This window comes from Nonomuraea jiangxiensis (genome assembly GCF_900099965.1).
In the GTDB taxonomy this organism is placed as follows: Bacteria; Actinomycetota; Actinomycetes; order Streptosporangiales; family Streptosporangiaceae; genus Nonomuraea; species Nonomuraea jiangxiensis.
On the sequence record NZ_FNDJ01000026.1, the window covers coordinates 116,008 to 129,029 of the forward strand.

Sequence of the window (13,022 nt, forward strand, 5' to 3'; positions counted from 1 at the left end):
CAATAGATCATGCGGCGGTCGTGGCAGGGGGGCTGCGGCCCTGCCACGAGCGAGAGGTCGCGCGTGATCACATTCGACGCGGTCACCAAACGTTATCCGGACGGCACGGTCGCCGTGGACGGCCTCAGCCTGGAGGCGCCCACCGGGGAGATCACCGTGTTCGTCGGGCCCTCGGGCTGCGGTAAGACGACGTCCCTGCGGATGATCAATCGGATGATCGACGCCACGGAAGGGCAGATCCTGCTCGACGGCGTTCCCGTGCAGGGCATCGACCCGCCGACGTTGCGGCGCGGCATCGGCTACGTCATCCAGCAGGCCGGGCTGTTCCCGCACCGCAGGATCGTGGACAACGTGGCCACCGTCCCCTACCTGCTCGGCTGGGACCGGCGCAAGGCCAGGGCCAGGGCCATGGAGCTGCTCGAACGTGTCGGGCTCGACTCGGCGCTCGCCCGGCGCTACCCGTTCCAGCTCTCCGGCGGGCAGCAGCAGCGGGTCGGGGTGGCCAGGGCGCTGGCCGCCGATCCGCCCGTGCTGCTGATGGACGAGCCGTTCAGCGCGGTCGATCCCGTGGTGCGCACGAGCCTCCAGGACGAGCTGCTCAGGCTCCAGGCGGAGCTGAACAAGACCATCGTCTTCGTCACCCACGACATCGACGAGGCCATCAAGCTCGGCGACCGGGTGGCCGTGCTGCGGGTGGGCGGCCGGCTGGCGCAGCTCGCCGACCCCAAGACACTGCTGTCGGATCCGGCCGACGACTTCGTCCGCGAGTTCCTCGGGCGTGACAGGGGGATCAGGCGGCTGCAGTTCGTCTCCACGGCGGGGCTGCGGCTGCGTACCGACCTGACCGTGGAGGAGGGGTTCGGGGGCGGCACGGCAGAGCCGTGGGCGCTGGTCGTGAGCGCGGACGGCGCGCCGGTCGGCTGGGTGGCCGACGCGCGGCCGGACGTGCTGGAGCCGTTCGGGACGTTCGTCCACGGCCGCGACTCCATGCGGTCCGCGCTCGACGCGGCGCTGCTGTCGCCGTCCGGTTGTGCCGTGGGTGTGGACGAGAACGGCAAGGTCGTCGGCGTGGCCACCCGGGAGGCGCTCGACGAGGCGCTGGCGGAGGCGGCAGATGGGTGATGGTCCCCCCTCGATCTGGGAGTGGATCGCACGGAACTGGGACACCGGCCGGGTCGACAGCATCAGAAACCTGCTCACCGACCATCTGACCATGTCGCTCGTGCCGATCCTGCTCTCGCTGGTCGTGGCGCTGCCGCTGGGCCTGGCCTGCGTACGGTGGCGCTGGCTCTACCAGCCCACCTCCGGCCTGATGAACATCGTGTACGCGATCCCCTCGCTGCCCATCTTCATGCTGCTGATCTCGGTGACCGGGTTGTCGCAGACCACCGTGATCATCCCGCTCACCTTCTACGGCATGGCGGTGCTGATCCCGGCCGTGGTCGACGGGCTGGGTTCGGTGCCCGACCACGTGCGGCAGTCGGCCGTCGCCATGGGGTTCACCCCGCTGCGCCGCCTGCTCGCGGTCGAGCTGCCGATCGCCGTGCCGGTGGTGCTGGCCGGGCTGCGGGTCGTCGCGGTCTCCAGCATCAGCCTGGTCAGCGTGGGCGCCCTGATCGGCCAGGGCGGGCTCGGGAGCCTGTTCACCAGGGCGTACCAGAACCCCTTCATGCCGCCGGTGATCGTCGGGATCGTGCTCATCGTGGCGCTGGCCCTGGTCGCCGACGGGCTGCTGGTGCTCGCCCAGCGGCTGCTCACCCCGTGGGTACGCGCCAGAAAGGGCAGGGCATGAGCTGGCTGATCGCGTTCTTCGACTGGCTGGTCGAGTTCTTCGGCGACCCCGCGCGCTGGTCAGGCCCCGACGGCATTCCGGCGCGGCTGCTGGAGCACCTGGAGTTCTCGGCCCTGGCCCTGGCGCTGGCGGTGCTGATCGCCGTGCCGCTCGGGCTGCTGATCGGGCACACGGGTCGGGGCGAGGTGGTCGTGGTCGTGTCCGCGAACCTGGCCAGGGCGCTGCCCACGCTGGGCCTGCTGGTGATGTTCGTGCTGCTGCTGGGCGCGGCCTCGGTCTGGCCGGTGATCATTCCCTTGGTGCTGCTGGCGGTGCCGCCGATCCTGGTGAACACCTTCGAGGGCATCAAGGGGGTCGATCCCGAGCTGCGCGACGCGGCGTACGGGATGGGGCTGCGCGGCGGGCAGGTGCTCGGGCGGGTGCTGGTCCCGGTGGCGCTGCCGCTGATCCTGCTGGGCTGCCGGCTCTCCGCGATCCAGGTCGTGGCCACCACCACGGTCGCCGCCTACACCGGGCTGGGCGGGCTGGGACGCTTCATCATCGATGGTTTCGCGACGAAGGATTACGCCAGGGTCGTTGGTGGTTCAGTACTGATTGTGCTTTTTGCGCTGGTAGTGCAGATCTTGTTCGCCCTCGCGCAGAGGGTGACGGTCTCACCCGGGGTGAGCCGGCGGCTTAAAGTTCGATAGTCTCCCCTATTACCTCCCGCTTAGAAGGGAAAAGCAAGATGAGACGGAAGTACGGCATCGCGGGGGTGCTGATCTCGGCGATGCTCGCGCTGACCGCCTGCGGTGGTGGCAGCACCGGGGGAAACCCGCTCGACACCACGAGCGCGGCCCCCAGCGGGTCCGCCTCGGGCGGGGGTGGCAAGGCCGTCGTCGGATCGTTCGACTTCCCCGAAAGCGTGCTGCTCGCCTCCATTTACGCCCAGGCACTGGAGGCCAAGGGTGTGCAAGTGGACGAGAAGCCCAACATCGGCACCCGTGAGGTCGTGATCGACCAGGTCAAGAGCGGTGGCCTGACCATCGTGCCGGAGTACAACGGCAACCTGCTCGCCTTCCTCGACCTGAAGAACACCGCCGCGACCACCGACGAGGTGGACACGGCGCTGCAGCAGAAGCTGCCTGCCGAACTGGAGGTGCTCGACTCCTCGCCGGCCGAGGACAAGGACAGCCTGTCCATCACCAAGGACACCCAGACCAAGCAGTCGCTGAACACCATGGAGGACCTGGCCAAGGTCTCCAAGGACATGACCTTCGGCGGGCCGCCCGAGTTCAAGGAGCGGTGGGAAGCGCGGCTGAAGGAGGTCTACGGGATCGAGTTCAAGGAGTGGAAGTCCACCGGCGCGACCACCGCCGACGCCCTGAAGGACGGCTCGATCCAGGTCGGCAACGTGTTCACCACCGACCCCAAGATGGCGGCCAACAACCTGGTCGCCCTCCAGGACACCAAGAACATCTTCCCCGCCCAGAACGTGACCCCGCTGCTCAACAAGGCGGCGGCGACCGACACGATCAGGACCACGCTCAACGACATCTCGGCGAAGCTCTCCACGCAGTCCCTGCTGGACATGATGCAGAAGATCGCCGTCAACAAGGACGAGCCCGCCACGGTGGCCAAGGAATGGCTGACCACCAACGGCCTCGGCTGACGCCCGCCGCGCCGAGGGCTCCCCACTGCGGGGGGTCCTCGGCGTGAGCGAGCTCACGGAGGCGATGGCGCAACTGGCGGCCGGCGTGGCGGTGGTGACCGCCCGCGACGGGCGCGACGACCTCGGTGTCACCGTGTCGGCGCTGATGTCCGTCTCCCTGGAACCTCCGCTCGTGCTGGTGAGCCTGGCCAGCGGCGGCTACCTCAACGAGGTGCTGCTGCGTCAGGACCGCTGGGCGGCTTCGCTGCTGTCGGCGGACCAGGCCGCCATCGCCAGCCGCTTCGCCACCGCGGGCCGCCCCAGCGCCCGCCTGCTGGTCGCGGGCATCCCGCACCACCGGGGGCCGCACACGGACGCGCTGGTGGTGGAGGACGGAGTGGCCGCCCTGGAGGCCGAGACCACCAAGGTGATCCCGGCCGGCGACCACACGCTCTTCCTGGCCACCGTCCTCGCGGTCTGCTACGTCAACCCCGCCCTCAACCCCCTGATACGCCTCCGCGGCCGCTACCGCTCAACCGGATCCTGACGCCCCCTGCTACCGGGGCTCTCCGGTGGTGGTCTCGCCGTGCTCGCCGAGGCGGTCCCGTTGTCACCACCTAGACGGTCCAGGAGACGCACGTAACGGCGCCCGGCCCTGTGCGGGTCAGCGGGCGTTCTCCTGGAGGCGCCCGGCCGGGTGCGGCGGGTGGCGGCCGGCTTGGCTCTGCCGTAAAGGATGAAGGTTTGGGTGTGGGTCAGCGGATCGTGTACCAGGAGGGGAGCAGGAGGGGGCCGGCGGCGGGGAGGCCGAGTTCGGCGGACAGGCGGGCCAGCGGGCCCCAGGCGTCCATCCGGATCCTCGCCAGGGCGGCCGACCTGTCCTCGCTGGACTCCGGGCCGCGCAGGCGGTCCAGCGGGTTGAGCCGCGGATAAGTGCGTACGGGGGCGTCCTCGGCCAGGCCCGTGCGCTTCCTGGCCAGGGCGAGCGCGTCCTCCAGCCCGCCGAGCTCGTCCACCAGGCCGCCCGCCTGGGCGTCGGCGCCGGTCCAGACGCGGCCGCGGGCCAGCTCGTGGGCGCGTTCGCGGGTGAGGTCGCGGCTCTTGGCCACCTTGCTCACGAAGTCGTCGTAGATGCGGTCGAGCCAGGCGTTCACGCGTTCCCACTGCTCGGGGGAGAAGCCGCGGGAGGTGGAGAACATACCGGCGTTCGCCCCTTCGGCCACCATCTCCGAATTTATCCCGATTTTTTGGAGCATCTCGGAAATGACGGGCTTTCCGCCGTACACGCCGATCGAGCCGGTGAGCGTGCCCGGCTGGGCGACGATCACGTCGGCGCCCATCGACACGTAGTAGCCACCGGACGCCGCCAGGTCTCCCATGGAGACGATCAGCGGCTTGACCTTGCGGGTCAGCACCACCTCGCGCCAGACCGTGTCGCTGGCCACATAGGAGCCGCCGGGGCTGTCCACCCGGAACACGACGGCCTTGATGTGCTCGTCGCGCCTGGCGGCGCGCAGCGCGGCGCTGATCGTGTCGGAGCCCATCGCCCCGCCCCCGCCCAGCGGGCTGCGGCCGCTGCGGCCGGTCCTGATCATGCCGGTGCCGTGGACGAGGGCGATCCCGTCGGTCATCGGGTGCGGCAGCTTCCTGACGGCCGCGCCCCTGGCGTAGCGGGAGACGTACAGGAGGTGGGCCTCGCCGCCCGCGGAGCGCTTGACCTCGTCGTAGACCTCGTCCCGGTAGGCCAGGTGGTCGACCAGCCCGGCCTCCTGCGCCTCCGCGCTGGAGAACGGGCCGCGGTCGATCAGCTCGCGCACCTTGCCGGGGTCCAGCCGGCGGCCGTCGGCGATGCCCGCGACGAGGGTCTCGGTGACCGACTCCACGATGCGGCCCGTGGACTCGCGGTGCGGATCGGTCATGTGGTCCTGGGTGAAGGTGTTGACGGCGGTCTTGTACTCGTGGCGCTGGCCGGCCTCGTAGCCCACGCCCAGCTTGGTCAGCGCCCCCTTGAGGAAGCGCTGCTCCAGGGCCACCCCGGTCAGCCCCACGTCGCCGCTCGGCTGCAGGTAGACCCGCTCGAAGGCGCTGGCCAGGTAGTAGGGCACCGTGCCGCCGCCGAACTCGCCGAACGTCTCCGCGAAGGCCACGGTCAGCTTGCCGGAGGCCCTGAAGTGGATCACGGCCTGGCGCAGCTCCTGCACCATGGCCAGGCCCAGCGGGGCGCCGCCGAGCCGTACGATCAGCGCCTTGACCCTGGAGTCCTGCCTGGCCCGCTTGAGCCCGGACAGCACGTCGGACAGGCGGGGCTTGCGCATGGACAGGACCGCGGCGAGCGGATCCGTCGGCGGGCCCTCGGTGAGGCCCTCGGTGAGATCGAGCTCCAGCACCAGCGGGGCGGTGCGCCGCTGGCGAAGCTTGTCGACGGTTTCGAAGATCGCCCTGCCTGCGTCCATAGAGCCACCCTAAGCGACGCAATTCGAAATGCGCCGGGGAGTGAGAACCGTTCACGTCCAACCGGGGAAGCGCCCGCGTGCGGGGCTGGATCCAGCGGGACCCCGCATGGGAGTTTCTTCATGATTCTTCGCCAACACTGATGACGAGTGGTCACTCTCGGCGTAGCGTCGATTACACCGCGATACCTCACGTCGAGAGGTTGGCCTCCCCATGACCAGTCAAGACAAGATCATGGAAGCCAGGCAAGCGCTTGCCGGCCGGCTCAGGGAACTGCGCGTCAACCGCACCGTGGCCGGTCGGCGCATGACGGGCGACCGGCTCGCCGAGGCGATGGGCTGGCCGGGTCACCAGGCCATGATCTCCAAGATCGAGACCGCCGCTCAGCTGCCCAGCGTCGAGGACGTACGGACCTGGGCCATCGCGTGCGGCGCCGAGGACCAGATCCCCGACCTCATCGCCCAGACACGGGACATCGACTCCATGTACGCCCAGTGGCGCCGGATCGAGCGCACCGGCCTGGGCGAGATCCAGCAGGCCTTCAAGAGCCTGTACGAGCGCACCAAAGAACTGCGGGTGTGGCAGCACTCGGCGATCCCGGGCCTGCTGCAGACCGAGGACTACGCCCGCGCCCACCTGGCCACGATCATCGACTTCCGCGGCATCCCCGACAACCTGGACCGGGCCGTGGCCGCCCGCATGGAGCAGCAGGAGATCCTGAGCGGGGCCCGCCGGTTCATGTTCCTGCTCGGCGAGCAGGCGCTGCGCACGCCCGTGGTGCCGCTGGAGCGGATGGACGAGCAGCTCGACCGGCTGGCCGGGTTCACGCGCGAGAGCCCGAACGTCAGCCTCGGCATCCTGCCCGGCACGGCCCGCCCGCCGGTGATGCCGCCGGAGAACTTCTGGATCTACGACGGGGGCGAGGTCCGCGTGGACGGGGTGGCCGCCCAGTTCCGCCTCAGGAAGCCCGAGGACGTCGCGGTCTACGAGCGGACGTTCGGCGAACTGGCCGACGTGTGCGTCTACGGGGCGGCGGCGCGGGCGCTCCTGGAGGACGCCCGCCGGGCCCTGCGGGTCGGCGCCGGATGAGCCCCGGTCGGCAGGGCCCGCCGGTCCCGCTAGCGCTTGGAGCGCAGGGCCGCGTACCCGTCTTAACTGTTCGTCCGGGGGTTCAGGGGGAGCTTGTCGTCAGAAGTCTATAAATCAGAGAACTGAGGTCAGTGGGGCGGGAGCGGCGGATCGCCTGAGTCGCCGTTTCAGACCCGGGGGTCGGTCGCCGCCATCGCGCGTTCCGCGTCGATGCGGGTCGTGGTCACCTGCCTGCCCTCCGCGTCGTACCGGATGCCGGGGCCGCTGGTCTGCAGCCGCCGCAGGCTCTCCGCGACCGTCAGGGTCGGGAACGCCTGCTTCATCAGCGCGAACAGCCCGGTCACGTGCGGCGCGGCCATCGAGGTGCCGCTCTTGACGCCGTACGTGCCGCCGGGCAACGAGGAGTTGACGTTCACTCCCGGCGCGAGCAGGTCGAGCATCGGCCCCCGGTTGGTGAACGGGGCCAGCTCGTCCCTGTCGTTGGTGGCGCCCACCGTGACGGCCGTCGAGATGCACGCGGGGTGTGCGACGCCGTTCTGGAAGCCGTTGTTGCCGGCGGACACCACGGGCGCCACGCCCAGCGCCACCAGGGCGTCGAACTCCGGCTTGAGCGCGCCCGCGGTGGCGTCGGAGTCGCAGGCCGTGCTGTACGGGCCGCCGCCGCCGAGGCTCAGGTTCACCGCGGCCACGTTGTGGTTCCTCGCCACCCTGGCCACGTATTCGAGCGCCAGCTTCTGGTCCGAGGTGTAGGTGAGGAAGCAGGGGGTCGAGGCGCCCCTGACCGAGCAGGTCAGGGCGCTGTTCACGCGGCTGAACACCTGGATGGGCAGGATGCCGGCGGCCGGGGCGACCCCGTTGGAAGGGGCTCCGGTGGTCATGCGGCCCGCCGCGATGCCGGCCACGTGGGTGCCGTGGGAGCAGGCGTTCGTCGAGTTGATCAGGCACTGCTGGGTCTCGGCGTCGGCCGAGCCGGGGCCGATCTGGCTGGACTGGTTGTTCGGGCAGAGCGAGCCAGCGCCGTCCGCGGGGTCGGAGGAGGAGAAGCAGGCCTCGTCCACGAGCCGGCCGGCGAAGTACGGGTGGTCGCGGTCGATGCCCATGTCCAGGATCGCGACCGTCGCGCCGCGGCCGGTCCAGCCGGCGTCGTTCGCCCGGTTGGAGCGGATCACGTTGGTGGTGACGTCGAGGGTGGGCATGCTCAGCTCGTCCTTGTAGACGGACTGGACACGCGCGTCCTTCCTGAGCCTGGCCAGCAGTGGGCGGTCCACCTCGGCGACGAAGAAGTGCGGCGACTGGGCCGCCTCCAGAACCTGGCTGCCGGCGGAGGTCTGTTCGAAGTCCCTGGCGACGGCGGCGACGCTCTGCCCCGGCTTGAGCTGGATGATGGAGCGGACCTTGGACCTCTCCTGGATCTCCGCGATGAGCGCGGGGCTGATGATCGGGCCGCCCGCGTCCCGGGTGTCGGCCTGGAGCTCCGGGGGCGCGGAGAGCGCGGCGAATGTCATGGCCAGCGTGGCGCAGGCCAGAAGAGACCGTAGCCTCACGGGTTTCCTCCGAGCGTCGGGGCGGGAAGCCGTGAAGCTCCTCCGCTCCCGGCTGCGTACAGGCGTTTACATCCCCCGTGTGACAAGTGCGATGTCAGCGACGTATGCAGCCCAGAGAAACGTTGGGGCCCTTTTTGCGGTGACCAGGCCAAAGAAGAAAGGCCGGTCGAGAAGCGACCGGCCTTTCGCGATATTTAGTTATTTGACGCCTTTGAGGACGTTCTTGGCGGCCTTCTTCAGCGTCGCCGCGGAGGGCTTGCTACTCATCCGCACCTTCTCCGCGGCCGTCAGCGCGGTGGTGCCGTTCGTGCCGTGCGCCCAGTTCAGCCAGGCCGTGAGCACCGCGCTGTCGAGCGCGGCCTTGCTGGTCTTGGTGTTCTTCAGCACCCGGTACGCCTTGCCCAGCGACGACGCCTTCGTCAGCTCGGGGAACACCTTGCTCGCCTTGGCGATCAGCTTCAGGTAGCAGTTGAGCGTGGCGTCCGGGATCTTGCCGCTGCTGCGGTGGATCTCGACGGCCCACGCCTTGGCCGCCATCTTCTTGGCGGCCGTGCCGCGCGTGCACACCGCCGCCGTGGTGACCGGGCTCGGCGTGACGGTCACCGTGACCGTGACGGTGGGCAGCGGCACCGGCTGGCCGGACGGCGCGGGATCCGGCGCCGGGTCGGTCGGGTCGTCGGGCTCGGGGTCCGGGACGCTGCTGTCGCCGGGGTCGGGCAGCGGGTTCGGGCTCTGGGTGATCGGCGGTTGCGGCGCCGCATCCGCCAGGGCCACCGCCAGGTCCAGGCGCGGCGTGGTGACCTGGGTGCCGTTGGCCTCGTACACGTACGGCCTGCCGGTCGTCTTCAGCGTGTTGACCAGGTCGGCCATCGGGGTCTGCGGCCCGGCCTCCTTCATCAGCGCCAGCGCGCCGGCCACGTGCGGGGTCGCCATCGACGTGCCGCTGTAGACGGCCGTGGCGTTGTCCGGCACCGCCGACTCGATGTCCACGCCCGGCGCGAACAGGTCCACCAGCGACCCGCGGTTGGAGAAGTCCGCGATCGCGTCACCGCCGTCGTTCGCCCCGACGGCCACCGCCGTCGAGATGCAGGCCGGGTACGACGTCCCCTCGAAATACTCGTTCCCCGCCGCGACCACGGTCGCGGTGCCCCTGGCCAGCAGGGCGTCGATCTTCGGCTTGAAGATCGCCCCCTCCTCGCTGGCGTCGCAGTCGGTCTCGGTCAGCTCGCCGCCCAGGCTGAGGTTCACGGCGGCGACCGGCTGGCTCAGCCCGGCCACGTAGTCCATGGCCTGCCGCAACGACGACTCGAAGGCCAGCAGGCACGACGGCTCGCCGCAGACGTCCTCGTCGTCGAGCCGGCTGAACACCTGCACCGCCACGATGCCCGCGCCTGGCGCCACGCCACCGCTGCCGGCCGCGATGCCCGCGACATGGGTGCCGTGGTCGCACAGGTTCACGCCGCCGGCCAGGCACTTGGGCGTGGTCGCGCTCGCCGCCCCCGGGCCGATCTCCTCGGTGCGGCCGTTCGGGCAGAGCGACTCGACGCCCGGCTCGACGGCGGAGAAGCACGCCTGGGCCACGATGCGGTCGCCGAAGGCCGGGTGGTCGGTGTCGATGCCGGTGTCCAGGATGGCCACCGTCTGGCCGGTTCCGGTGATGCCCTTGGCGTGGACCTGGTCGGCGCCGATCTGCGTCAGGTTGGAGCCGTCCAGCGCCGCCACGTCGGCCGGCGTGTAGGTCCTGTCCCGGTGGATCGAGCTGACCCGCGGGTCCTCGGCCAGCTTGGCCAGCTCCTCGGCGGTGCCCTGCACGACCATGAACGACTGGCTCTGGGGCTGCAGCAGCACGTCCACGCTCTTGGCCGCCGCCTGGGTCGCGACGGGCGCGGCCTGCGCGGGATCGGTCAGCTCGACGATGGCCCGCTCGGAGCCGCCGTCCACGCCTAACCCGTCCTCGACCTTCTCCTCGGGAGTGCTGGGGGTGGGGGAGGGGCTGTCCTCGGGAGCGCCGGGGGAGGCGCTCGGCGAGGGGGCCGGGGTCGAGGCGGCGGGGGGCGGTGTCAGCGCCGGTGCCGGATCCTCCGCGTTGGCCGGGCTGGACAGCGGCAGCAGGGCCAGCGCGGTTAAGCACACGATGAGAGGGCGAAGTCGCACGCGTCCTCCGAGAGGGGGATGATCTCGGAGTTTATGGTGATTTGCCGGGGAGGCACAGGCCCCCGGCCGGGTTTCCCACCGAACTTTCAGCTCGCGTTTCCCGCGATCACCCTCCCGGCTCGGGGCCTGCGACCGTGCACCCGCGACTGCGCGCTCCCGTCACAGGACCCCGCGCTCACGCCTCGGGCGGTCCCTCGTGCGTGAGCCAGACCGCGCCGAGCGGCGGCACCCGCAACGTCGTGGAGTACGGCAGCCCGTGCCACGGCTCCGCACTCGCCTCGACCACCCCCATGTTGCCCACGCCGCTGCCCCAGTAGTCGTAGGCGTCGGTGTTGACGATCTCCGACCAGTTCCCGGCGTACGGCAGGCCGAGCCGGTAGTCCTCGTGCGGCCCGCCGCTGAAGTTGACCACGCACGCCACCGCGGCCCCGTTGGACGCGTAGCGGACGAACGAGAACGTGTTCCCCGAGGCGTCGTCGGCGTCGATCCACCGGAACCCGTCGGGGGTGGCGTCCTGCTCCCACAGCGCCGGGGTCTCCCGGTAGATCCGGTTGAGGTCGCGTACGAGCCGCTGGACGCCCTGGTGTCCGTCGAACTCCAGCACCCACCAGTCCAGCCCGCGCTCCTCCGACCACTCCGAGCCCTGGCCGAACTCGCCGCCCATGAACAGCAACTGCTTGCCCGGATGCGCCCACATGAACGCCAGCAACGCCCTGAGCTGCGCGAACCGCTGCCACTCGTCGCCCGGCATCTTGCCCAGCAGCGAGCCCTTGCCGTGCACGACCTCGTCGTGGGACAGCGGCAGCACGTAGTTCTCGGAGTAGGCGTACAGCAGCGAGAACGTCATCTGATGGTGGTGATACTGGCGGAAGACCGGCTCGTGCCGGAGGTATTCCAGCGTGTCGTGCATCCAGCCCATGTTCCACTTGAACCCGAACCCGAGCCCGCCCAGGTGCACCGGGCGCGACACCCCAGGCCAGGCCGTCGACTCCTCGGCCACGGTCGAGATGCCGGGCGCCTCCCGGTAGCAGACGGCGTTCAGCTCCTTGAGGAAGTCGACCGCGTCGAGGTTCTCCCTGCCGCCGTAGACGTTGGGCGTCCACTCGCCCTCGCGCCGCGAGTAGTCCAGGTAGAGCATGGAGGCCACCGCGTCCACCCGCAGGCCGTCCACGTGGAATTCCTTGAGCCAGAAGAGCGCGTTGGCCACCAGGAAGTTCCGCACCTCCCTGCGCCCGAAGTCGAACACGTACGTGCCCCAGTCAGGGTGCTCGCCCCTGGCCGGGTCGGCGTGCTCGTAGAGCGGGGTGCCGTCGAAGCGCGCCAGCGCCCATTCGTCCATCGGGAAGTGCGCCGGCACCCAGTCCAGCACCACCCCGATGCCGCGCTGGTGCATCACGTCCACGAAACGGCGGAACTCGTCCGGCGTGCCGAACCTGGCCGTCGGCGCGTAGTAGGACGTCACCTGGTAACCCCACGACCCGCCGAACGGGTGCTCGGCCACCGGCAGCAGCTCCACGTGCGTGAACCCCAGGTCGGCCACGTATTCGGACAGCTGCTCGGCCAGCTCCAGGTATGACAGGCCGGGCCGCCACGACCCCAGGTGCACCTCGTAGACGCTCATCGGCCCGCGCTGCGGCTGCTTCTCCCGCCGGTCGGCCATCCAGGCGTCGTCGCCCCAGACGTGTTCCGACCGCTCCACCACGGACGCCGTCATCGGCGGCACCTCGGTCCGCCGGGCCATCGGGTCGGCCTTCTCTCGCCACACCCCGTCGGCGCCCAGGATCCGGTACTTGTACCGCTCACCCGGCCCCAGCCCCGGTACGAACAGCTCCCAGACCCCGGAACGCCCCAGCGACCGCATCGGGTGGGCGCTGCCGTCCCAGTGGTTGAAGTCGCCGACGATCCTGACGCCGCGCGCGTTCGGCGCCCAGACGGCGAACGCGGTGCCCTCGACGTCCTCGTGCTCCATCACCCGGGCGCCGAGCACCTCCCACAGTCGCTCGTGCCGGCCCTCGCCGATGAGATGCAGGTCCACCTCACCGAGCGTGGGCCAGTGCCGGTACGGGTCCCGCGACTGGTGCGGCTCCGCATCGGCGTATTTGACGCTCAGCATGTAGCCGGGCACCTTGTCCAGACCCGGGACGGTGACCTCGAACACCCCGTGCGCCTGGTGTTTCATGTCATGGGCCGTGCCGTCGTCCAGCACGACGCGCACCCGTTCGGCCAGCGGGCGCAGGGCGCGGAAGACGATCCCGCCGGGCACGGGATGCGCTCCCAGCACGGAATGCGGATCGTGATGTGCCCCGCCCGCGAGGCGGTCGAGCTCTGTCCTCATCGGCATGCTCCAAACCTTGCCCTATGA

General features: G+C 70.3%; 10 protein-coding genes. 6 read left to right on the plus strand and 4 right to left on the minus strand.

Features of this window, described 5'->3' with window-relative positions:
- Positions 1-63: 63 nt before the first annotated feature.
- The 5 genes from BLS95_RS41525 to BLS95_RS41545 are packed head-to-tail and all read left to right on the plus strand — an operon-like array spanning position 64 to position 3,969.
- Entirely contained in the window at positions 64-1,122 is a 1,059-nt protein-coding gene (locus BLS95_RS41525) for an ABC transporter ATP-binding protein (protein ID WP_090945084.1), read from the plus strand.
- Entirely contained in the window at positions 1,115-1,792 is a 678-nt protein-coding gene (locus BLS95_RS41530; RefSeq protein WP_090945085.1) for an ABC transporter permease, read from the plus strand. The genes BLS95_RS41525 and BLS95_RS41530 overlap by 8 nt, the downstream gene beginning before the upstream one ends.
- A complete protein-coding gene (locus tag BLS95_RS41535; RefSeq protein WP_090945086.1) occupies positions 1,789-2,481 on the plus strand; it encodes an ABC transporter permease in 693 nt (230 codons plus the stop codon). Before BLS95_RS41530 ends, BLS95_RS41535 begins: the two co-directional genes overlap by 4 nt.
- A gap of 38 nt (positions 2,482-2,519) precedes the next feature.
- Positions 2,520-3,443 (plus strand): ABC transporter substrate-binding protein, encoded by a 924-nt coding sequence (locus tag BLS95_RS41540; protein ID WP_090945087.1) that lies wholly within the window; start codon positions 2,520-2,522, stop codon positions 3,441-3,443.
- Positions 3,444-3,486: 43 nt separating this feature from the next.
- Positions 3,487-3,969 (plus strand): flavin reductase family protein, encoded by a 483-nt coding sequence (locus BLS95_RS41545; RefSeq protein ID WP_245765604.1) that lies wholly within the window; start codon positions 3,487-3,489, stop codon positions 3,967-3,969.
- Between the two features lie 208 nt (positions 3,970-4,177).
- On the opposite strand, the gene sppA is transcribed toward BLS95_RS41545, so the two are convergent.
- Positions 4,178-5,875 (minus strand): signal peptide peptidase SppA, encoded by a 1,698-nt coding sequence (gene sppA / locus BLS95_RS41550; protein WP_090945088.1) that lies wholly within the window; start codon positions 5,873-5,875, stop codon positions 4,178-4,180.
- A gap of 211 nt (positions 5,876-6,086) precedes the next feature.
- Between sppA and BLS95_RS41555 the strand changes: the two genes are divergently transcribed.
- Positions 6,087-6,962 carry a helix-turn-helix domain-containing protein gene (locus BLS95_RS41555; protein ID WP_090945089.1) on the plus strand — a complete coding sequence of 292 codons (876 nt, stop codon included), beginning with the start codon at positions 6,087-6,089 and terminating at the stop codon, positions 6,960-6,962.
- 167 nt (positions 6,963-7,129) lie between these two features.
- Here the strand turns inward: BLS95_RS41555 and BLS95_RS41560 are convergent, their stop codons facing one another.
- From BLS95_RS41560 to glgB, 3 genes are all read right to left on the minus strand, one after another.
- Positions 7,130-8,506: a S8 family peptidase gene (locus BLS95_RS41560; protein WP_143044088.1), complete on the minus strand. Its 1,377-nt coding sequence runs from the start codon at positions 8,504-8,506 to the stop codon at positions 7,130-7,132.
- Between the two features lie 198 nt (positions 8,507-8,704).
- A complete protein-coding gene (locus BLS95_RS41565; protein WP_143044089.1) occupies positions 8,705-10,660 on the minus strand; it encodes a S8 family peptidase in 1,956 nt (651 codons plus the stop codon).
- Positions 10,661-10,835: 175 nt separating this feature from the next.
- Entirely contained in the window at positions 10,836-12,995 is a 2,160-nt protein-coding gene (glgB, locus tag BLS95_RS41570; RefSeq protein ID WP_090945092.1) for a 1,4-alpha-glucan branching protein GlgB, read from the minus strand.
- Between the last annotated feature and the right edge of the window lie 27 nt (positions 12,996-13,022).